This is a genomic window from Klebsiella sp. w6 (assembly GCF_033100215.1).
Taxonomy (GTDB): Bacteria; Pseudomonadota; Gammaproteobacteria; order Enterobacterales; family Enterobacteriaceae; genus Klebsiella; species Klebsiella variicola.
The window spans coordinates 2,789,870-2,811,020 of the sequence record NZ_CP136907.1; the positions used below are offsets into that span (position 1 = coordinate 2,789,870).

Annotated in this window: 22 protein-coding genes; 13 read left to right on the forward strand and 9 right to left on the reverse strand. The window is 60.7% G+C overall.

Going from position 1 to position 21,151, the window contains the following annotated elements:
* Positions 1 to 67 precede the first annotated feature (67 nt).
* Genes R0140_RS13745 through R0140_RS13760 form a run of 4 tightly spaced genes read left to right on the forward strand, consistent with a single transcriptional unit; the run spans position 68 to position 2,285 of the window.
* Positions 68 to 1,183, forward strand: coding sequence for a serine hydrolase domain-containing protein (locus R0140_RS13745; RefSeq protein ID WP_317703817.1), 1,116 nt, complete (start codon positions 68 to 70; stop codon positions 1,181 to 1,183).
* Positions 1,170 to 1,514: a hypothetical protein gene (locus R0140_RS13750; protein ID WP_012968238.1), complete on the forward strand. Its 345-nt coding sequence runs from the start codon at positions 1,170 to 1,172 to the stop codon at positions 1,512 to 1,514. The genes R0140_RS13745 and R0140_RS13750 overlap by 14 nt, the downstream gene beginning before the upstream one ends.
* 28 nt (positions 1,515 to 1,542) lie before the next feature.
* Complete coding sequence (locus R0140_RS13755; protein WP_032739904.1) at positions 1,543 to 2,076, forward strand: hypothetical protein; 534 nt, start codon at positions 1,543 to 1,545, stop codon at positions 2,074 to 2,076.
* A gap of 2 nt (positions 2,077 to 2,078) precedes the next feature.
* A complete protein-coding gene (locus R0140_RS13760; protein ID WP_004205917.1) occupies positions 2,079 to 2,285 on the forward strand; it encodes a helix-turn-helix domain-containing protein in 207 nt (68 codons plus the stop codon).
* A gap of 159 nt (positions 2,286 to 2,444) precedes the next feature.
* Here the strand turns inward: R0140_RS13760 and R0140_RS13765 are convergent, their stop codons facing one another.
* Positions 2,445 to 2,732 carry a type 1 fimbrial protein gene (locus R0140_RS13765; RefSeq protein ID WP_072023769.1) on the reverse strand — a complete coding sequence of 96 codons (288 nt, stop codon included), beginning with the start codon at positions 2,730 to 2,732 and terminating at the stop codon, positions 2,445 to 2,447.
* Positions 2,733 to 3,177: 445 nt separating this feature from the next.
* Here R0140_RS13765 and R0140_RS13770 point away from each other — a divergent pair, with 445 nt between their 5' ends.
* The 5 genes from R0140_RS13770 to R0140_RS13790 all read left to right on the forward strand — a co-directional run bounded on the left by R0140_RS13770 (position 3,178) and on the right by R0140_RS13790 (position 9,448).
* Complete coding sequence (locus R0140_RS13770; protein ID WP_070611642.1) at positions 3,178 to 3,741, forward strand: fimbrial protein; 564 nt, start codon at positions 3,178 to 3,180, stop codon at positions 3,739 to 3,741.
* A 77-nt stretch (positions 3,742 to 3,818) separates the two neighbouring features.
* Positions 3,819 to 4,514: a fimbrial biogenesis chaperone gene (locus R0140_RS13775; protein ID WP_048963773.1), complete on the forward strand. Its 696-nt coding sequence runs from the start codon at positions 3,819 to 3,821 to the stop codon at positions 4,512 to 4,514.
* 15 nt (positions 4,515 to 4,529) lie between these two features.
* The gene (locus R0140_RS13780) at positions 4,530 to 7,031 is read left to right on the forward strand and encodes a fimbria/pilus outer membrane usher protein (RefSeq protein ID WP_317703818.1); all 2,502 of its coding nucleotides are present in this window, start codon (positions 4,530 to 4,532) and stop codon (positions 7,029 to 7,031) included.
* Complete coding sequence (locus tag R0140_RS13785) at positions 7,019 to 8,023, forward strand: fimbrial protein (RefSeq protein WP_032739902.1); 1,005 nt, start codon at positions 7,019 to 7,021, stop codon at positions 8,021 to 8,023. Before R0140_RS13780 ends, R0140_RS13785 begins: the two co-directional genes overlap by 13 nt.
* Before the next feature lie 132 nt (positions 8,024 to 8,155).
* Positions 8,156 to 9,448, forward strand: a complete 1,293-nt coding sequence (locus tag R0140_RS13790; RefSeq protein WP_012968243.1) for a glycoside hydrolase family 10-like protein — start codon at positions 8,156 to 8,158, stop codon at positions 9,446 to 9,448.
* Positions 9,449 to 9,464: 16 nt separating this feature from the next.
* Here R0140_RS13790 and R0140_RS13795 read toward each other — a convergent pair whose 3' ends face one another.
* From R0140_RS13795 to R0140_RS13815, 5 genes are all read right to left on the reverse strand, one after another.
* The gene (locus tag R0140_RS13795; protein WP_008804919.1) at positions 9,465 to 10,787 is read right to left on the reverse strand and encodes a type II toxin-antitoxin system HipA family toxin; all 1,323 of its coding nucleotides are present in this window, start codon (positions 10,785 to 10,787) and stop codon (positions 9,465 to 9,467) included.
* Complete coding sequence (gene hipB, locus R0140_RS13800; RefSeq protein ID WP_008804920.1) at positions 10,787 to 11,053, reverse strand: type II toxin-antitoxin system antitoxin HipB; 267 nt, start codon at positions 11,051 to 11,053, stop codon at positions 10,787 to 10,789. Before hipB ends, R0140_RS13795 begins: the two co-directional genes overlap by 1 nt.
* A gap of 265 nt (positions 11,054 to 11,318) precedes the next feature.
* Entirely contained in the window at positions 11,319 to 11,645 is a 327-nt protein-coding gene (gene uraH / locus R0140_RS13805; RefSeq protein ID WP_008804921.1) for a hydroxyisourate hydrolase, read from the reverse strand.
* Positions 11,642 to 12,142: a 2-oxo-4-hydroxy-4-carboxy-5-ureidoimidazoline decarboxylase gene (gene uraD, locus R0140_RS13810; RefSeq protein WP_023297604.1), complete on the reverse strand. Its 501-nt coding sequence runs from the start codon at positions 12,140 to 12,142 to the stop codon at positions 11,642 to 11,644. The genes uraH and uraD overlap by 4 nt, the downstream gene beginning before the upstream one ends.
* On the reverse strand, positions 12,120 to 13,499 hold the full coding sequence (locus tag R0140_RS13815) for a nucleobase:cation symporter-2 family protein (protein ID WP_012968246.1): 1,380 nt from the start codon (positions 13,497 to 13,499) through the stop codon (positions 12,120 to 12,122). Before R0140_RS13815 ends, uraD begins: the two co-directional genes overlap by 23 nt.
* Positions 13,500 to 13,843: 344 nt before the next feature.
* Here R0140_RS13815 and hpxO point away from each other — a divergent pair, with 344 nt between their 5' ends.
* The gene (gene hpxO / locus R0140_RS13820) at positions 13,844 to 14,998 is read left to right on the forward strand and encodes an FAD-dependent urate hydroxylase HpxO (protein ID WP_008804924.1); all 1,155 of its coding nucleotides are present in this window, start codon (positions 13,844 to 13,846) and stop codon (positions 14,996 to 14,998) included.
* On the opposite strand, the gene hpxR is transcribed toward hpxO, so the two are convergent.
* Positions 14,979 to 15,902 carry a LysR family hpxDE operon transcriptional regulator HpxR gene (gene hpxR / locus R0140_RS13825; RefSeq protein WP_032739896.1) on the reverse strand — a complete coding sequence of 308 codons (924 nt, stop codon included), beginning with the start codon at positions 15,900 to 15,902 and terminating at the stop codon, positions 14,979 to 14,981. The genes hpxO and hpxR overlap by 20 nt on opposite strands.
* 125 nt (positions 15,903 to 16,027) lie before the next feature.
* Here hpxR and hpxD point away from each other — a divergent pair, with 125 nt between their 5' ends.
* Positions 16,028 to 17,065 carry a molybdenum cofactor-independent xanthine hydroxylase subunit HpxD gene (hpxD, locus tag R0140_RS13830; protein ID WP_004148366.1) on the forward strand — a complete coding sequence of 346 codons (1,038 nt, stop codon included), beginning with the start codon at positions 16,028 to 16,030 and terminating at the stop codon, positions 17,063 to 17,065.
* An 11-nt stretch (positions 17,066 to 17,076) separates the two neighbouring features.
* Entirely contained in the window at positions 17,077 to 18,051 is a 975-nt protein-coding gene (gene hpxE, locus R0140_RS13835; protein WP_012968248.1) for a molybdenum cofactor-independent xanthine hydroxylase subunit HpxE, read from the forward strand.
* On the opposite strand, the gene R0140_RS13840 is transcribed toward hpxE, so the two are convergent.
* On the reverse strand, positions 18,028 to 19,266 hold the full coding sequence (locus R0140_RS13840; RefSeq protein WP_317703819.1) for an MFS transporter: 1,239 nt from the start codon (positions 19,264 to 19,266) through the stop codon (positions 18,028 to 18,030). The genes hpxE and R0140_RS13840 overlap by 24 nt on opposite strands.
* Before the next feature lie 105 nt (positions 19,267 to 19,371).
* On the opposite strand from R0140_RS13840, the gene R0140_RS13845 reads away from it, so the two are divergent.
* On the forward strand, positions 19,372 to 20,316 hold the full coding sequence (locus tag R0140_RS13845) for an AraC family transcriptional regulator (RefSeq protein WP_012968250.1): 945 nt from the start codon (positions 19,372 to 19,374) through the stop codon (positions 20,314 to 20,316).
* 9 nt (positions 20,317 to 20,325) lie between these two features.
* Here the strand turns inward: R0140_RS13845 and R0140_RS13850 are convergent, their stop codons facing one another.
* Positions 20,326 to 21,081, reverse strand: coding sequence for a VOC family protein (locus tag R0140_RS13850; RefSeq protein ID WP_023297599.1), 756 nt, complete (start codon positions 21,079 to 21,081; stop codon positions 20,326 to 20,328).
* Positions 21,082 to 21,151: the final 70 nt, after the last annotated feature.

Consider the following 21,151-nt stretch of genomic DNA (forward strand, 5'->3'; position numbering starts at 1 on the left):
CTCACTTTAACACCAGGGAGAAGCGGTATTCCCTCACCTGGATTTCGTACCGCGTTAAGGAGAAAACATGCGCTGGAACCGCTATCGCCGGGACAGACAGATCATTGCCGCCGTGCTGGTTTTTACCGTCATCGTGGCGGCGGGGATCGCCCTGCAGCCCGGCTTTCATCCCCCCAGCTCCCGGACGACGGGGGATAAACAGCTGGTCTCGATATTAACGCCCCTGCTTAATGGCGCCCGCGGACAGGTCGCCGCAGCGCTGATTACGCCTCAGGGGGTGCGCTACGGTCTGTGGGGGAGCGAGTATACGACACAGTATGAGATCGCCAGCCTGAGCAAAACCATGACCGCCAGCCTGCTGCTGGAGGCTATTCGCCGCGGCGAAGTCACCGCGCAGACGCCGGTGTCGGCGCTGGTCCCGGAGATTGTCAGCCCGGTGCGGGATGTTACCCTGGAGCAACTGGTTTCTCACCGTTCAGGACTGCCACCGCTCACCGCGTCGGTTGGGCAGCGGCTGGCTATTCTGAGCGATATTGCCCGGCGGCAGAATCCCTGGCGCTACGATCGACCCGCGCTGATCGCGATGATGAACCAGGCCACCCTGCAGCCGACGAAATGGTTTGATTATTCCAACGCCGGGTTTGCCCTGCTCGGACTGGCGCTGGAGCGGGCGTCCCATCGCGATTTTGCCACACTGATGGCGCAACGGGTCTTTACCCCCGCCGGAATGCAGGGCGCGGAAGTGGCCCGGCACAATACTCCAGCCTCGCCGACGTTTACCATGGGCTGGTCAGCCCCTGGTTTCCCTCAGCAGCCATGGGTGATGGACGCCTTCGCCCCCGCCGGCGGCGTCCGCGCCACGATTGTCGATATGGCGAAATATGCCCAGGCGCTGCTGGCAGCAAACCTGGCGGGCAGTGAAGGTATGCACTCCCTGTTCGCCACCGATGATCCCGATTCCCGGGTGGGTTATGCCTGGTTCACTACCCGCGTCCGCGGACGGGAGATCGTCTGGCATGACGGGCAGAGTGGCGGCTTTGAGGCAATGATGGCCTTCGACCGACAGCGACAGACCGCGGTAGTGATCCTCTCCGATACCGCCTGGCCGGTGATCGGACCTGCCATCAAGCTCTTACTGGCTGCCACCCCTGATGAACAGGAGGCGCGTAATGAACGGAATTGACATCCTCTGGGCGCTGTTAACGCTGTTGTCGGTGATCCTGTTTATTTCCGGCGACTGGCTGGCGCAGCGAAAAATACGCCTGCTCAATTATGTTTTGCTGGCGACCGGGGTTATTTATCTCGCCGAGGTTTTCCAGACCCTGCAGAATCTCGGCAAAATGGGCTACCTGTTTCGGATGCTGACCTGGACCATCCAGGCGTCGTTCATCACCCTCAGCCTCTACCGCGTCTGGACCCGTCCGTGGTTTGCCAGCCGTCGTCGCGGCGTCCGGGCGATGAGCGTTGTCTTCGCCGTGGCCCTTATGTCATGCTTGGCGCGGCTGGTGCTTTAATTATTCTCATCAATCAGGAAGGTAAATTGTGAAGCAATCCAGAACCCGGCTGAGTCTGGCTATTATTAGCGGCATACTGCCCCTCTTTTTTATGCTCGCCCTGATCATGCCGCTGTGGATTTTCTTTACCGGCGAACGATATTTTCTTTCCACCCTGCTGCACTTTGCTGAAGTGCCGTTAACCGACAACCCGGCCCAGGCGCCGGGGATGGCGAGACGTTTGCTGCTGCTGGCCCTGCTGTATCTTCCGGCCGGGCTGTTCGCGTTCGCTATCTGGCAGGGCATGAAGGTAACCCGTAGCGTCCGCCAGCGCAGCGTGCTCAGCCTCTCCCTGGCGCACAGCGTTCGTTACATCGCTCTGGCCATGGTGGGCATGGGGATCCTGTTGCCGGTGTGCCGCTTTCTGATCCCGCTGCTCGCCTGGTGGCCGCAGCCTTATTATCAGGTGGTGTTTCTGCTCAGCGACGGGGTGCTGCTTCTGACAGGAAGCTTGCTGTTTGTGACATTTCACGCCATGCTCCACGGGATCCGTGCTGAAGAAGAGAATAAGGAGTTTATTTAACGATGGCTGTGGTGGTGAATCTGGACAAACTGCTGGTGGAAAAAAAGATGACGTCCAGGGCGCTGGCGGCCTTTGTAGGCATTACCGAACAGAACCTGTCGCTGCTCAAGTCGGGAAAAGTCAAAGGCATCCGTTTTGATACCCTGTCCCGCATCTGCGAGGCGCTGGAATGTCAGCCCGGTGATATCCTCGCCTGGGAACCCGACTGAGGCGATACTCTGCTGTCGGACGACGGCAAGGATTGTTTTCATGAAATGTACTCTACGTGCACGTCACCCCAGTAGTCACTGCTGACGCGCGCTTAAACCGCCCACCGCGTTACCCTTTACGTCCTGCATCCGCTTACCCTTCACCGCGTTTTTCTTACCTTAGCGATAGCGAATAATGACATCCGCTTCACTGTGCTGTGCATTTCGCCAGTGGAGACTGACCTCACCGCGATCATCCGGCATGGCATAGCGAGGGGGGTTGTCTGTCAAGGCGACCTGTTCCGGTGAACGGTGCTGGCACGAAACATCGATACGATTGCGCTGCGGCGCGATAAGACAGGCCGGATTGATGACACGTCCCGAAAAATGAACCTGACCGGAGCGCGCAGCAGACGACGCCAACGGCGCCAGACACAGACATATTAGAGCGAGACGGAGCGGAGACATAGCAATCTTCCTTGATAGCGAGTGACACTGCGCGGCACAGAATCGTTCTGTGCCATCCAACCTGCGGCTTCCTGCCGCGATCTTCACGCTACGGCAAAATAGCGGCAGCGTAAACGATTATTCTGCCCTCTCCGGTCAACTGCCGGGAATAACAGCAATTTTTTGCCAGAACTTTGCCAAAACAGGCGTTCCCGGGAAATAATACATTCTGTATATAGAACCCAATTACAATATTAAATGAGATTATACTTACACCAAAAAATAAAGATTGTTACAGCTTAACACACCTTATCCATGGGCCTTTACGACGTTCTCCGTATAATCCCGCCCCCGACGGCAAGATACATTAGTGATGCTTACCGTTTTTTGTGAACAGAAATAAAAAACATGCTTTAAAAATGTTAAACGATTTAATTAACTTGTGATTATTTAATAAGGTTTGAGTATGAAAGAAAAAGGCACCCTGCTGGTTGTGGGTTCACTGCTGGCCTTCAGTCTGGCTACTGTGACCCCCGCCCGCGCGGCGGGCACACTGAATTTCACCGGTAAAATTATTAACGAGTCGTGCCAGATCGCCAACAACGGTGGCGATGTGAATGTCGATTTTGGCAACGTCGATATGTCGGCGCTGAAATCACATGAAGCGAAAACCGCAGAAACACCGTTTACCATCAACCTGACCGGCTGCCCGCTGGCGCAGAATATCAGCATTAGCCTGGAGGGTACCCCGGACACCAATGCTAACGGCACCACCGCCGCCGTGCTGGCGCTCTCCGATGCCGCGGATACCGCCAAAGGGGTGGGCATTGAAGTCTTCTCTTCCCCTGACGGCTCAACGGAAGGCACTCAGTTGACCTTTGACAAACAGAGCAAAACGGCGGTTTCGCAAGCCGACGAAAACGGTGATATTGCCTTTAATTTTATTGCCGATCTGAAGAGCGATTCCTCCCTGGATGTCACCGCCGGCAATATTAATGCCACAGCCAATATTGATATTGTATATGAATAGAATGTGCTGATTGCCGCTTTTACCGAGGGCAGCATCCCCTGCCCTTATTTTCATTCCTCGTGACCGGATCCTCAATTATGCAGTGTTATAAAATGGCTTTTTTCCTGAGCCTTCTCTTTTGTCCGCTCCTGGCGTCTGCTGCCGGGGTTGCCATTGCCGGCACGCGTGTCATTTATAATGAACAAAGTCATGAGGCCGACATCACGGTAAAAAACACCAATCCTCACGATCCGGTACTTATTCAGAGCTGGGTAGACGATCTGGCTGATAATAATAAATCACCGTTTATCGTCACCCCGCCATTGTTCCGTCTGGATGCTGGAGACAGCAACGATCTGCGCGTATTATTAACCTCGGCGCAACTGCCAAACGATCGGGAAAGTTTGTTCACCCTGAATATCAAAGTGATTCCTGCCAATACCGCGCCGGCTGGCGAGAACATTCTGCAATTTGCTATTAAGAATCAACTTAAGCTCATTTATCGCCCGGCAGGACTCCCCGGCTCGGCGCTCGACGCGGCGCAGCACCTGCGCTGGCACGTCAGTGGCAACCACCTGCAGGGGGAGAATACCTCCCCCTATTATGTGACTATCACCACGCTCACCTGCGCGGGCCAGAACCAGAAAACACCGCTTGAGCACAGCGTGATTGCCCCTCACAGCCGTGAAGAGTACGCCCTGCCCGGCGAGGCCTGCATCCGCCAGGTGAGCTGGCACATTTTGGATGATTTTGGCGCTGTGCAGACGTTTAGCGCTCCCGTTTCGGCGCACTAAAAGCCTGATGTTGCGATGCGCCACGGCCCGGCTCATACCGTTACCGTCGTCAGCCTCTCCATCCTGCTGGGCGGACAGAGCGCGCCCTTGCACGCCCAGGCGACCTTTAATATGGATCTGCTGGAAAAAAACGACCATTTGCCGGCGGTGGATCTGCAGCGCTTCAATCAGCAAACGAGCCAGCCGCCTGGCGACTATCCGGTCAGCTGGCAGGTCAACGGCGTCACCCTGGATGCCCGTAAGATCATCACGTTTCGCCAGAATGACCGCGGGCAGTTGACGCCCTGCCTTAAGCCGGAAGATCTGCTGCAGGCCGGTGTTAATCCGGCCGTGCTATCCCAGGCGTCCGGCGCAACCTCCCGCTCATGTCCCGAACTCGCCACGCTGTTGCCGGGCAGTACGGTCAATTTCGATTTTGCCCATCAGCGGCTGGCAATGACCCTTCCCCAGGCGCTGATGACGCGCCAGGCGAGGGATAATGTTCCTTCTGCGCTGTGGGATGAAGGTATCAGCGCCTTTCAGAGCAATTACCGCTATTCAGGCGCCAGCCAGCGTACCCGCGAGGGCAACACTGAGCGCGATAACTATTTGATGTTGAAAAGTGGCGTGAACGCCGGCGCCTGGCGCCTGCGCGCCAGCAACAGCCTGACCGCCAACAGCGACGATAAGCCCCACTGGACCACCAGCGGCGCCTGGCTTGAACGCGATCTGACGCGCTGGCGGAGTGAACTGACGCTCGGGGATACCTTCACGTCGGGCGATGTGTTCGACGCGGTACAGTTTCAGGGAATTGCCCTCGCCTCCAGCGATGCGATGCTCCCGGACTCGCAGAAAGGTTTTGCCCCGACCATCCGTGGGATAGCCAGAACTAACGCCCAGGTCACGGTTCGGCAAAATGGCTACGTGCTGTATCAAACCTACGTCACCCCTGGCGCGTTCGTGATTGACGATCTTTATCCCACCGCCAGTAGCGGCAATCTTGAGGTTGCCGTCAAAGAGTCGGATGGCGAAATCCGCCGCTTCACCCAGCCGTATGCATCGGTCACCAGCATGCAACGCGAAGGCAGCCTGAAATACAACCTGGTCGCCGGGCGCTATCATAGCGACGATGGCAGCCAGCGGCCGTTGATGATGCAGTTGTCGCTGATGCGCGGGTTCGCCCACAACCTGACGCTGTTTGGCGGACTGCAGAGCGCGGCGCAATACCATAACCTCTCGTTCGGCGCGGGACAGGGGCTGGGTGATGCCGGGGCGCTCTCGCTGCAGCTGTTAAACGCCTGCGACCAGCACCAGCAGGATCCGATCGATGGCCGGGCCTGGCAGCTCCAGTACAGCAAAGGTTTTGAACGTCTTGGCACGCAATTCACCTTCACCGGCTGGCGTTATTCGCATCAGCGCTATGCCACGCTGAGCGAGGCGTATTCCAGCCCGGATCCCGACGCCGACTCGCGGGATAACGACAACAAAAAAACGACCCTGCAAATCACCGCCAGCCAGAGCCTGCCGTACGATATCACCCTCTATCTGAGTCTCGACCAGGACAGCTACTGGTCAGGGGGCGCCCCACAGCGTACCGCCAATATGGGGATCAGCAGCCAGGTTTACGGTATCGCGTGGTCGCTCAGCTACAGCGATGCGCACAGTAGCGACGGAGAAGAGGAGAATGACGAGCCGCATTCCGATAAAGTGGTGACGTTGTCACTTTCAGTAGCGCTGAGCCACCTGCTACCGGGGAGCTATGCCGGCTATACCCTGACCTCCTCCCGCCACAGCGCCGACAGTCAGATGGTCAGTCTCAATGGCACCATGCTGGATAATCACGCGCTCAGCTACGCCGTCAGCCAAACCCTCGATCAGCAAAACGGGCACAGCGGCAGCCTGACGGCCAGCTACAGCAGTGGAAGAGGCGATCTGAATCTCGGCTACAGCCGTGACTCACAGGCCACTCGCCTGAACTACGGCGCCAGCGGAGGTATCCTGATTCACCGCCACGGGGTGGTCTTTACGCCGGAAATGAATGGCGCTGTCGTTCTGATTGACGCCGGTGGCGCCGGCGGTGTGACCCTCGCCAACCAGAGAACCATCGCCACCAATCGCGATGGATATGCCGTGCTGCCCTTCGCTACCGCCTATCACCGCAACGACGTCGCCCTCGACAGCCACTCGCTGCCGGAGAATGTGGATCTGGCCAACAGCACCGTGACGCGGGTTCCCACTAAGGACGCGGTGGTGCTGGCGCGTTTTCACACCCACGTTGGTTATAAGGCGCTGTTTACGCTGCAGTCGCAGGGACAACCGCTGCCCTTTGGCAGCGAAGTGCACGCCAAAGACACCAGCAGCATCGTTGCCAGCGAGGGTCAGGTGTACCTCGCCGGCCTGGCGCCGAAAGGCACCCTGTATGCACAATGGGGGCCAGGCCCTCAGCAGCACTGTACTGCCCGCTACGATCTCACCCCGACGCTGGCGCAGACACCCCATCCACTCATTTTACAGCAGACGTTAACATGTCCTTTTTAACTCTCCTGCGTCGGGCCACCCTGACGCTGTTACTCGCCCTGTTACCCCCCGCCAGCGGATGGGCCTGTACGCCGGTGTTTGTCCGCGGCCAGGCCACCACCCTTCGGCTGAACGTAGGTCAACTCACCGTTCCGGCTGACGCCAGACCGGGCACCCCGCTGTATCACAAAAGTTTCGCCTGGAATCGCCTTAGCGACGGCGGCGAACAGTGGATCCGCTGTGCGGACGACCCGCGTGGGCTGTCGCCGCTACAGCTGAACAGTTTGCTGTCCGGGGGAGCGACGCGACCGACGGTTTATCAAACCAATCTCGCCGGCATTGGCGTTCGCGTATCGCTGCGCGCTATCGGCGGCTATGGCGGTTTTCCTGACCGGCCGACGCCCTCGCCGTTTAGCCAACGGGTGAACAATCCGGCCATATTGCCTGATGCGGTGTGGAAACTGGGCTATTTCCGCCTGACGATTGAGCTTATTAAAACCGGTCCCGCGGCGACACCGGGCGAGCTTGAGTATCACAGCGAGCACTTTTTAATGGCAGAGCATACCCCGCTGGCCGCGTTAGACTTAAGCGGCAGGGTCAACACCGCGGGATGTTCCGTGAATGACGCCACGCCAGCGCTGATTAAGCTGCCCGCCGCGATGCTTGACCACTTCGGCGGCGTCGGCAAAACCACCGGCGACACGCCTTTCGCGCTGCAACTGGATTGCAACAGCGCTGTGACTATTTCCCTGCGTGTTGACGGCGCGGAGCCCCTCACCGCCCGGGGGCATGGCGTTCTGCGCAATGACGCCACGGACGATCGGGCGCAGGGTATTGGTGTGCAACTGCTTTACCATCGCCAGCCGGTTTCCCTGAATCATGAGATGACGCTGGGCAGCGCGAGTGCGGGCCGGTTTATCCTGCCGCTCACGGCCCGCTACTACCAGACCCGTCTCCGGATCACCGCCGGTCAGGTGTCGGCCGTCGCGACCTATACCTTACATTATGACTAGGCGATGGAGAACCGACGGATGAAGGAATTGCTCTGACCCACGAATCGTAAGAGAATAGCCGCTACACGCGACGATCTGATTACACGGGAGTTCATCATCAGCCATTCTCGTCGATTCCCCTTAGCCAGCAAAGTGGCGCTGGCCGGTGCGGCCGTCATTGCCGTGGGCATGCTGTTCAGCTGCACCAGTAAGGCCCCTAAATCCCTTGTCACGACACCGAACACTACCGCCGTCAAAGCCAGCCAGACGCACCGGGAGCCGGTACGCGGCGTGTGGCTCACCACCGTGTCGCGCCTTGACTGGCCGCCGGTCGGGTCGATTATCGCCAGCACGCCGGAAAGCCGCATCACGCAGCAGAAGCTGGCGCTGATCGCCAAACTCGATAACCTGCAGCGCCTGGGTATCAACACCGTCTTTTTCCAGGTGAAACCCGACGGCACGGCGCTCTGGCGGTCGGACATTCTGCCGTGGTCCGATATGCTGACCGGCAAAATCGGCGAATACCCCGGCTACGATCCGCTGCAGTTTATGCTGGATGAAGCGCACAAGCGCGGTATGAAGGTTCACGCATGGTTTAACCCCTATCGTGTCTCAGTTAACACCAAACCGTCGACCGTTGCCGAGCTGAATAACACCCTCACGCAGGTGCCGGCCAGCGTGTTCGTCCTGCACCGTAACTGGATCCGCACCGCCAGCGATCGCTTTGTCCTCGACCCGGGCATTCCCGAAGCACGGGACTGGATCACCAGCATCGTCGCTGAAGTGGTGCAGAACTACCCGATTGACGGCGTGCAGTTCGACGACTATTTCTACACCGAAACCGCCTCTTCCCCGCTTAACGACAATGAAACCTTCCGCCGTTACGGACAGGGTTACGCCTCGAAGGGCGACTGGCGCCGGCATAACACCCAGCAGCTCATAGCCCAGGTTTCCACTACTATCAAAAAGCTCAATCCGAACGTCGAGTTTGGCGTGAGCCCGGCCGGGGTGTGGCGCAACCGCTCGCACGATCCGGCGGGGTCCGATACCCGTGGCGCGGCCGCCTATGATGAGTCCTATGCCGATACCCGCAGCTGGGTGCAGCAGGGACTGCTCGACTACATCGCGCCGCAGATCTACTGGCCGTTTGCCCGCGATGCCGCGCGCTATGATGTGCTGGCCAACTGGTGGGCCGAGGTGGTTAAGCCGACGCATACCCGGCTGTATATCGGCGTGGCGCTGTACAAAGTGGGTGAGCCGTCCAAAAATGAGCCTGACTGGACGGTGGATGGCGGCGTGCCGGAGCTGAAAAAGCAGCTCGACCTCAATGAAACTCTGCCGCAGATCCAGGGCACGATCCTGTTCCGCGAAAATAACCTCAATCAGCCGCAAACCCGGCAGGCGGTCAACTATCTGCGCAGCCGCTGGGGGCAACCGCAGAGCTAACCGCCAGCCGGCTTCGCTATAACGCCTGCAGCCCTTGCTGCAGGCGGGCGTGCAGCTTCAGCATATTTTCCGTAATGGCCCGCCAGACGTGGGTGGAAAAGTCCGCCGGCAGCGTCCGGCGAGCGCTTTCGATTGCCTGCGGCACATGCCCGGCAAACTCCTGGAGGATCGCCAGCATCTGCTCCCCAGGAAAGTTCACCGCTTTGGCGGTTGCCAGAAAATGACGCGGATAGATGGCGTTAATCTCTGTTTTCCGCCCTTTTGTGGCATTGAGCCCCATCGACAGCTTCAGGTCGCGCAGATGCAGTCCCGTACCTCCCAGCACCGGAAACGCCGAAATGATGTCGTAGAACGGCGTTAGACGGTAGCTGCCACCGGGCAGCAAAAAGAGCGAGAAGTTCTTCGCATGCCCGTCCGTTGCCCCAACCAGCCACTGAAAGACCATGAATTTCATAAAGTCTGCGCGATCTTTCAGGGCTTCACTGGAGCCCAGCAGAAAGGCCATGATTGCCGCAATACCCGGCCCGCCGTCAGATTCATATTTCATCGACGACGGGATGCCAAAGGCCTGACACAGATCCTCCTGCGGCAGACGCAGCAGCACCCGTCCCTCCTGCGCCCAGCGCCGGTCAAAGCGGGTCACCGCCAGCGCGCGGATCCGCGGCGTGGTGATAATCTCTGCCTCCGGCACCGCCAGGCCCAGTTCCCTGGCCAGCGCCAGGCACAGAAACTCGTTATCCACGCTTTCACGCAGATCCAGCGTCGCATTAGGCTGCTTTATCTCGCCGATGGGCAGTTTAATGATATGCGTGGTCGGCGTGGTGCCCTGCGGAATACACCAGTGCCCGCCCATCCGCAGCAGCGCCGTTTTCTCCTGGGCGCCGGCCACCGAGATACGGAAATCATCCTGGCCGGTAATCATCCCGAGAGGGATATCCGACTGGTAGGCGGTCAGCAAAGCGGTGAGCTGCGCCTCGTCCAGCGTCTGCCAGCGCAACCCCTCGAGGTGCGCCTCTTCCCCCGGCGGTAGCAGAGTCACCGCCCCTACGCTATCCCGTCCCACTTCGGCCAGCAGATCGAACGGCTGCTTCGAGCGCGCCTGATAGCGCCTGACGATCCGATCGCGGACCTGCGGGCTGTCGGGTAGCAGGTTATCAAAATAGTGATACACCGCGTCGGCGGTGATATTGCCATACTGCAGCGGCAGCGAGAGGGAGAGCGGTCTGGCGCGCGGGCTGCGCAGCCACTCTTCGTCATAGCGAAAACTGTGCGCCCCGTTAGCCTGGCGGGTTAAGGTGCCCACGCGCACATTGTTCATCCAGGTGGTAAGCGTCGCCATTACCAGTCAAGGTCCGTGTTGTTATCGGGAGCCGGCGCCGTCTCTGTGGCTTTGGCGTTCAGCGTCATCACCACCCCTAGCGACTGGAGGATCTTAAACAGCGTGGTTAAGGTGGTTTTGTCGGGGTGATTTTCAAAATTGGACAGTGTGGCCTGCTTAATGCCGATCCGCCTGGCCAGCGCATCCTGGGTCCAGTGGTTCTGCTGGCGCAGCAGCTTCAGATAATTGGCCAGCTGCACGGGACTGTATATCTGCGGGGAATTCATCGCCTTGTTCCTCACCATCATTTATCCCCCTATCGGGATAAACTTGGTTTTATACCCTACAGGGGATAATGTCAAGATTATCCCCTGTAGGGGATAGGTGGGTAATTATCCTTGTGTGGGGATAAAACAGGAAGGATGGTGGCCGGAGACACCTTTACATGCCCGGTGGCGGCTGCGCCTTACCGGGCCTACGAGCTGTCTCTGTCCGCTCCGTAACGATCCAGGCCGGGCAAGCGCAGCGCCGCCCGGCAATGGGCTGCCGGGTTTAGCTGCCGCGGTAGGTCGACCACCCGCCCGGGGCGATGAGAAATGGCAGATGGAAATGGTCATCTGCCGCCTCGCCGATAACAAAATCAATCTGCGCCCGGGTAAAGACGCTCTCCCGCCCGGCGCGGGCAAACCACGCCCCGGTTTCCGCCGTTAAGCAATAGCTCCCCGCCGGCAGCGGTGCGGCGCTAAAGGTGGCGATACGCCCCTGGGCGTTGGTCACCAGGGTCACCAGCGTCTCGCCCTCCCGACTCAGGCTGACCGTCACGCCTTCCGCCGGCCTGCCGGTGGAAATATCCAGAATATGGGTGCTCAGGGTACTCATTCGCCAATCACTCCTTCCAGTCTTAACATCGTAATCTCTCGCAGCTGGGCAAGCGCCTCAGTCACTTCTTCGTCGGCGGTATGCTGCAGTCGGCGCGTCAGCGCCTGTAAAATCGCTTCGCCGCTGCGCCCTTTGGCGCGGATTAAAAACACCCGGCCAAAACGGGCCTCGTAGCGGGCATTGCCCTCCTGCAGGGCCTGCGCGAGCCGCTCATTCTCGCTGTCCACCGCCGACTGCTCCTGGCGCGACAGCGCCGCGTGCGCCTGGCCGCCGGTCGGCTTTTCACCGATCCGCGGATGGGCGCTGAGCGCCGCGTTCAGCTCGTCCTCTCCCCAGTAATCCATCGCCTCACGGGCGGTCTGCAGTAGCGCATGACGGCTGGCAAAAGGTCGCAAGTTCACCAGCGTCTCGCCCCAGGCCGGGATCGCCACGCAGGGGACCAGCAGCCCCACTGCCTCATCTTTACTCAGGCCGTTAAACTGACTCAGCGCGATCATCCTGACTCCTTATCGTTTTCGTCGCCGCCTGCTCCTGCGGCAGAATAAGGTTCAGCGCTATCGCTACCAGCCCACCGCTGGTGGCCGCCGAACCGAACAGATCGCCGACCATCGGCGGAAAATGGCTAAGAAACGCCGGCACTGACTCCACGCCAAGGCCAGCACCAAACGCCAGCCCCACAATCAGCACATCGCGACGGCTCAGCGGGGTCTGGGTAATAATCCGGATCCCGGCCGCCACTACACAGCCAAACATCACCATCGTGGCGCCCCCCAGCACCGGCGCCGGGATCTGCCGCAGCAGTTCGCCCACCGGGGGAAACAGTCCAAGCAGGATCAGAATCACGCCAATGTAGCGTCCGACATAGCGGCTGGCCACCCCGGTCATCTGGATCACGCCGTTGTTCTGCGCGAAGGTGGTGTTCGGAAAAGCACAGAGCATGGCGGCCACCATACAGCTGACACCGTCCGCCAGGATACCGCCCTTCAGCCGGTTACGAAAAGCGTGATCATCAATAGACTGTTGCGAAATCAGCGAGTTGGCCGTCAGATCGCCCACCGCCTCCAGAATACAAACCAGCGACACCAGGGCGACCGGCAGAAATATCGCGCTGTTAAACTGAAAGCCGAACGGAAACAGCGTCGGCAGGCGAAACAGAGTGTCGCCCAGGCTGTGAAGATGGAACTGACCGCTCAGCCCTGCCGCGACGCAGCCCACGGCAATGCCCACCACCACCGAGGAGAGACGCAGCCAGCGGTTTTTGGCGCAGCTCAGCAGGACGATAACCCCGAGGGTGCCCGCCCCGAGCGCGATGTTGCTCATGCTGGCGAAATCCTCGGCCTTTTCCCCACCGCACCAGTTGATGACGCTGACTTTGATCAGACTGATGCCGATCAGCGCAATCACGCTGCCGGTGATAATGGGGGTAAAGATTTTTTTCAGCGGCTCAATAAAACGGCTGACAATCACCGGCACCAGAGCGGCGACAAAGTTAACGCCAAACAGCATCGCCATCATATCCTGCGGCCCGCCGCCCTGCGCTTTTACCCACATCCCTCCGGCCACCGTCACGCCGAGGAAGGCGAAGCTGGTGCCCTGCATGCAGATCATCCCGGCGCCAACGCCCCATACCCGATTGGACTGCAGAAAGGTGCCAATGCCCGAGGCCAGTAGCGACATACTGATGAGATACGGCAGCCAGTCGCCAAGCCCGAGGGTAGCGCCGATAATCAGCGGCGGCGTGATGATCCCCACCAGGCCCGCCAGCACATGCTGGAGAGCGCTGAAAAAGGCCGGAAGCGGTGGGATCCGCTGTTCAAGGCCGTAAAGCAAGCCACTGTGATGTTCGTCAGACATGGTGTAATCCCATAGCAAAGAGAAGTGCATGGGCTAGTGCACAAAGCAGGCCAGAGACGACAAAAGCGACCAGAAAATTTCATTAATGCTGCAAAATCATTAGCTTACATTACTCTGTTAACGTATACCCCCGCACCGCTGAAAATCAGCACGCTGAAACGATAGATTCCTGATGCAATATTAAGAAACTTTTGATTCATAAAAAGGCAACCAATACGTCACATTGCACCAATGCGGTGCGCCGTGAGCTATCGCTGTGCTTTGAGCAGGCGGTTTTCCTCCCTCCGGCGAACTGGTACGTAAATTGCTGGAGTCAGTCACGACATCTGGATAAGGAGAATAAAATGAAAGCAATCGTGATTGGCGCCGGCATCGGCGGCTTAAGTGCGGCAGTGGCGCTCAAACAGTCGGGGATCGACTGCGACGTCTATGAAGCGGTGAAAGAGATCAAACCGGTCGGCGCGGCGATTTCCGTGTGGCCCAACGGCGTGAAGTGCATGGCCCACCTCGGCATGGGTGACATCATGGAGACTTTCGGCGGGCCGCTGCGCCGGATGGCGTATCGTGATTTCCGCAGCGGCGAGAACATGACCCAGTTCAGTCTCGCCCCGCTGATCGAACGCACCGGCAGCCGCCCCTGCCCGGTCTCCCGGGCAGAGCTGCAGCGGGAAATGCTGGATTTCTGGGGACGGGAAAGCGTGCAGTTCGGCAAACGCGTCACCCGCTGTGAGGAAGATGCCGACGGCGTGACGGTGTGGTTTACCGATGGCAGCAGCGCCAGCGGCGATCTGCTGATTGCCGCCGACGGCAGCCATTCCGCACTGCGTCCGTGGGTGCTGGGCTTTACCCCGCAGCGCCGCTACGCCGGCTACGTCAACTGGAACGGTCTGGTGGAAATAGATGAAGCGCTGGCGCCCGGCGACCAGTGGACCACCTTTGTCGGCGAAGGCAAGCGCGTCTCGCTGATGCCGGTCTCCGCCGGCCGGTTCTATTTTTTCTTTGATGTGCCGCTGCCGGCGGGTCTGGCGGAGGATCGCGACACTCTGCGCGCCGACCTCAGCCGCTATTTTGCCGGCTGGGCGCCGCCGGTGCAGCAGCTTATCGCCACCCTCGACCCGCAGACCACCAACCGTATTGAAATCCATGATATCGAGCCGTTCAGCCGCCTGGTGCGCGGCCGCGTCGCGCTGCTCGGCGACGCCGGACACAGCACCACCCCGGATATTGGCCAGGGAGGCTGCGCGGCGATGGAAGATGCGGTGGTGCTGGGCGCCGTTTTCCGCCAGACCCACGATATTGCGGCCGCCCTGCGCGAGTACGAGGCCCAGCGCTGCGACCGGGTTCGTGACCTGGTGCTGAAGGCGCGCAAGCGCTGCGATATTACCCACGGGAAGGATATGCAGCTCACCGAAGCCTGGTACCAGGAGCTGCGCGAGGAGACCGGGGAGCGCATTATCAACGGCATGTGCGACACCATCCTCAGCGGGCCGCTGGGCTGACCGTCGCCATGGATTCAATCACCGCACTCAGCGTCTGAATGGCCATTTGCGCGGGCCGCGAAAGCTGACGCGAGGGCGCGGTACACAGCGCCAGGGTCAGCGGTCGCAGCAGCGTACTGCGCAGCGGGATAAAGGCCAGCTGTCCGCGCTGGACCTCGTCCAGCACGTCGAGCAGGCTGAGGAGCGTCACGCCGCTGCCGCGCAGCACCAACGACTTGATGAGCCGGATATCATTGCAGCTGATGGTATTCTCCGGCGCAAAGTCATGGTGGCGATAGAGGAGCGCCACCCGCTCATGGACGATCAGCGGCGCGCCGGGCACGATATGCCGCTCCAGGCTGAGCTCGCCCAAAGACAGCGCTTTCGCCCCCGCCAGGGGATGGTCCGGACGCATCACAATCCCCACTTCCAGTTCGGCAAAGGCCAGCACGCTGAGTCCGGCCTGCCCCTGCGGATCGAGGATCAGGCCGACGTCCAGGTCCGCCTGACGCACTTTCTGGCTGACGGTGTGGCTGTCGGCCACCTGCAGATCCAGCTCCAGCCACGGCCAGCTGGCGATGATCTCCGCCAGCGCGGCGGCGAAGCCCCCTTCCGCCAGCGCCTGCACCATCCCAACGCTGACGTTTCCGCGCTTCATCCCCTGCAGCTCATCAAATTTCTGTCGGGTCTGGCGAAACTCCTTTTGCCAGCGCAGCAGATTGTCATACAGCAGTTCACCGGCGGTGGTCATCCGCAGTCCCTCCGGCAGGCGCTCGAACAGCGGGGTGCCGAAGGCCTCCTCGGCCTGCAGGATCTGGCGGTTAATTGCCGAGGCGGAGATATGCAGCTGCTCGGCGGCCCGGCGCAAGCTGCCGCAGCGGGCCACGGCGATAAAATAGTGGGCGAAACGGGAAAAAGGACTCATGGCACCTCTGTACTCTTTTTTGCAACAGCAGAGTGAATTAATGGTGATGGATGTGAACACCCTAATATGACAACAATAATCTCACAACAATAAAACAATCACCGATGTGAGCAGGAAGAGAAATCATGAAGACAATCACCCCCACGCCCCCCGCCCATTGCACCTTTGATCCAGAGGACTGGCTGCGGCTGGCCCGCTGCTGGCACCCGGTGGCCCGCGCCTGCGATATTACCGGCGCCCCGGTGAAAGCCACCCTGCTGGACGAACAGCTGGTTATCTACCGTATTAAAGGCCAGGTGGTGGTCGCCCGCGACGTCTGCCCGCACCGCGGGGTGCCGCTGACCCTGGGGTTTCATGAAGAGGAAGGCATCGTCTGCCCCTATCATGGCCTGCGCTTTGGTGAGGATGGCCGCTGCAACCGTATCCCCTCCAGCCCGGGGCAACCCATTCCGGCCAAACTGCATCTCACCAGCTTCGCCGTGGAGGAGCGCTACGGGCTGATCTGGACCTGCCTGGCCTGCGATCCGGACAATCCGCCGCCGTTACCGACCATGCCGCACTGGGACGACGCGGGATTTCAGCAAATCAACTGCCCGGCCTTCGAGGTGAAGGGATTTGCCGGCCGCCAGGTCGAAGGCTTTCTCGATGTCGCCCACTTCGCGTGGATCCACACCGACACCTTCGCCGATCCGGACAACCAGCAGGTGCCGGACTATACCCCGCAGGAGACGCCGTTCGGCTTTGTTGCCGACTACTGGAGCTCGGTGGGCAATTACCCGGCCAGCTCCGATTTCCGTGCGCCGGAAGGGTTCCAGTGGCTGCGTCACTTTGAAATGCATCTGCCGTTCACCGCTACGCTGACCATCCATTTTCCCGCCGACGCCAGGCTGGTGATCATGAACGCCGCCTCGCCGGTGTCGTCACGGGTGACGCGGATGTTTGCCCCTATTGCCCGCAATTTCGACCTGCACGTGCCGGTGGAAGACGTACATGCGTTCAACCTGCGGGTGTTCGAAGAGGACCGCCTGATGGTAGAAACCCAGCGTCCGGAGCGGCTGCCGCTGGATCTGACCCTTGAGGCGCATATTCCGGCAGACCGTAGCTCCATCGCCTACCGGCGTGGGCTGAAGAAGATGGGTTTTGGCGATTTCTTTCTGGTATGAGTGGAGGTCATATGCGCGACATATTCCCCGTGGTGGTCGATGGCCTGTGGCGTCAGGGCGCGAAAAATCTGGCCGTTCGTCTGGTGAGCGCCGAGGGGCAACCGCTGCCGGCGTGGACGCCCGGCGCCCATATCGATCTCCATCTTCCCTGCGGGCTGATCCGCCAGTACTCCCTGACCGGTAGCCCGGCCGAACGGGATCACTATCTGCTCTGCATCGCCCGCGAGGCGCAGTCCCGCGGTGGCTCAGGCTATGTCCACGACACCCTGCGCCCGGGACAACCGCTGATGATCTCTGCCCCGCGCAACCACTTTCCGCTGCACGAGGGCGGCCATGTGGTGCTTCTCGCCGCCGGGATCGGCATTACGCCGCTGCTGGCGATGGCCCACGCCCGGGCGGCGTCCGGCGCCAGCTTTACGCTGCACTATTACGTTAGCCGTGCGCAGGAGGCCGCCTTCGCCACCGAGATCGCCCGCCAGCTAACCGGTGGAATCTGCCAGATCCACTGCTCAGACGAGGGGCAGAGTCCGCGCCAGCGGCTGGCGCAGGATCTGGGGGCTCCGGACGCCGACACCCGGGTCTACTTCTGCGGTCCGCCCGGATTTATGGCCCGGGTTCGCGATACCGCGCGGGGGGCCGGATGGGAGGAGGCGCAATTGCACAGCGAAGCGTTCCATCCGCCCGCCCCGACGGCAGCGTCAGCGGCGGACGGAACCTTCACCATCACCCTCGCCTCCACCGGGGAACGCTGGCCGGTCCCGGGGAACAAAACCATCGCCCAGGTGCTACAGGAGCATGGCGTCGCGGTGCCGCTCTCCTGCGAGATGGGGATCTGCGGCGCCTGCCTGACGCCGGTGCGGGAGGGAACCGTCGACCACCGGGATACCGTGCAGTCGGAGGCGGAAAAACAGGCCGCAGAGCAGCATATTGCGCTGTGCTGCTCCCGCAGCCTGTCGGCCAATTTAGTTATCGATCTCGCGGGATAAGCGGCCCGTCTCCGGCTGGTCAGCGCTGGCGACCGGTTTCACCCGCACGGCGGCGAAAACAATCACCATCGCGCTCAACAGCAGCAGACCGCTGCCGGTGAAGACGCCGCTGGCGCCGTGCAAATCAAACACCACCCCGCCGCCGGCGGCTCCGGCGCTGATGGCCAGCTGAATAGAGGCGACCAGCAGACCGCCCGCGCTTTCTGCTTCATCCGGCACGGTGGTGGCAAGCCAGGTGGACCAGGCCACCGGCACCAGACCGAAGGCAAATCCCCACAGGGCGACCAGCAGCCCGTCCAGCATGGTCAGATGGCCAAACGTCACCATCAGCAGCGCCAGAACGCTCATCATCAACGGCACCAGCGCCAGGGTCAGGCGCAGGCTACGGCTCAGCAGATAGCTCGCCACCGAGGTGCCGATAAAGTTAGCGATACCGAAGCCGAGCAATATCAGCGAGACCCCTTCGACACTGGCCTGCGCAACGGTCTCAAGGAACGGCCGCAGGTAGGTAAAGAAGGCGAAATGGCCGCTAAAAATCAGGATTGTCGCCAGCATGCCGCCCAGCATACCGGGACGGCGCAGCACCCTGAACAGCGTGGAGAAGGTCCCGACGCTCTCCGGACGCATGGAGGGCAGCACCCACAGTTGCCAGAGCAGCGCCAGCAGGCTGGGTATCGCACAGAGAATAAATACGTTGCGCCAGCCGATCAGCTCGCCAAGATAGCTGCCGAGCGGCGCGGCTACCACCGTAGCGACAGACACCGCGGAAAAGATGATCGCCAGCGCCTTCGGCACATGGGCCGCCGGCACCAGACGCATCGCCGTGGCAGTGGACATCGCCCAGAAGCCGCCGATGGCGACCCCCAGCAGCAGACGGCCCAGCAGGAGAAACGCCAGCGAATCGGCAAAAGCGACCATCAGGCTGGAGACTATCTGCAGCACGGAAAAGAACATCAGCACCCAGCGGCGATCGATATTGCGGGTGGCGGTGGCGATCAGCAGGCCGGTGACTAACGCCAGCAGCGCCGTCGCGGTGACCGCCTGTCCGGCCATCCCTTCACTGACCCCGAGGCTGCTGGCCATCGGCGTTAACAGGCTGGCGGGCAGAAACTCGGCCACGATCAGGCCGAACACCCCGAGGGCCAGGGCATAGACGGCGCACCAGGCAGGTTTGGCGGGTGACAGGCTCGCGTCAGCAGCTATGCAGGAACTCATATACATCTCTCCAGTTTTATTAACATCCTGGTCATCTTAGGGACTTACCTTTGGACGATATATGATGCATACTCTTCAGTTATTGATTATTCGTCCGGAATTACCATGAGCCAGCCTGGCATCGACCTGACCAGCGAACTGTTGCGCGGGATGCGCCTCTCCGGCGTTAACTACCGGCGCATCGAAACCGCACGCCCGTTCGGCGTCGGCTTTAGCGCCGTGGCGGGTAAAGCCCAGTTCCATTTCATCAGCCGCGGGCCGGTGCTGCTGCGCATGGCCAGCGGAGAACAGTTCACCCTCGAGAGCGGCGATGCACTGTTTATTCCCAACGGCGACGGGCACGCCCTGCTTTCTGATCCGCAGGCCACGGTGGTCAATGTGGCCCAGCTGCCCAGCGAAACGGTGTGCAGCACGGTAAGCTGTATCAACGCCGGCGGCCGCCCGGACTGCCCGGAGCGCGCCGTCATTTTCAGCGGTTGTATGGATTTTGAGCTCGGCGGCATGCAGCCGCTGGTGAAGGCCATGCCCGAGGTGATGCGGGTCAGCAGCCTGCTAAACACCTGGCCGGAGATCCAGCCGCTGTTGGTAGCGATGGAGCGGGAATCCCTCACCCGCCAGGTAGGCTATGCCGGGATCCTCGCCCGGCTGGCGGACGTGGTGGCCGCGCTGATTGTCCGTGGCTGGGTAGAGTGCGGATGTGGCAACGCCACCGGTTGGGTACAGGTCCTGCGCGATCCCCGGCTGGCAAAAGCGATCTATGCCATGCATCAGCGGCCGGGGGTCAACTGGAAAGTGGAAGATCTGGCGCGGGAGGCGGGGCTTTCACGCTCGCTGTTCGCGGAACGTTTTCTCGCCGCGACAGACACCACCCCCGCCCGCTATCTGACCGAGCTGCGTATGCGGCTGGCGGTGCAGTACATCACCCACGAAGGCCAGGCGCTGGAAACGGTCGCCTTCAGCCTCGGGTATCAATCGCTGGCGGCCTTCAGCCGGGCCTTCAAACGCATCACCGGCCATCCGCCGGGGGCCCTGCGCGCCACAGCACGCTAGATTCAGCTTTTATGTAAAGCGATACACGCCGTTGCCGACGCGAAAGCGCTGCCCCTTAAGCGCCGGGTTGGCGACGCGAAACACCAGTTCGGTCAGCTGGTTAGCGGGTCCTTCGCGGAAAGTAAACCACTGGCCGCCCACGTCCAGTCCCTGCTCCCCCTGTGGCGGGAAGCCCAGCAGCGCCTGCCAGCGATCGCGTACCGCCTGCGGATTGACCACCTCGAACACCGCCTGCTCAAGCGCAATGTCGCCCAGCGGGTGCGGCACGTCCAGTTCCTGAGCGCGCAGCCGCGCCAGCCGGGTGGTATCGTCTTCTCCCCACTGCAGCACAAATGGATAGACCAGCCCGTCAGTGTCGCCATCGATGGTGAAGATCCGCCAGCGGATGATATTGCCCTGCGGATCGTTGCGCTGACCATCGACAATCGGTGATACCGCCAACCCCTTGCGACGCAACTGGTCATGAGTGGCCTCGATGTCGTCGCTGCGCAGCGCCACCCGAAACAGCGCTTCGTTCTCCGGCAGCAACCGCTCGGCATCCCGCGAAAGCAGGAACCTGTCCGTCGCGGCGCGCAGTTCGTCCGGGTCGGAAATGGCGAGGAATTCGATATAGGTCAGGCCAAAATAGCTCAGCGCATTGCGGGTTCCCCACCCCGGATGTCGCCCTCCGGCCACCGCCCGCAGCTGCTGGTCGGCAAAGGTCTGAATGGCCGCTTCCGGCTGATTCACAAACTGTACTGCGTGGTCCCACTGCAAGGTTGCCATGATCTCTCCCGCGATTGTGCCTGTTCAGGCGCCTGCGGCAAAAGATAGTGCTGGGGTGAAGGGAATGGCA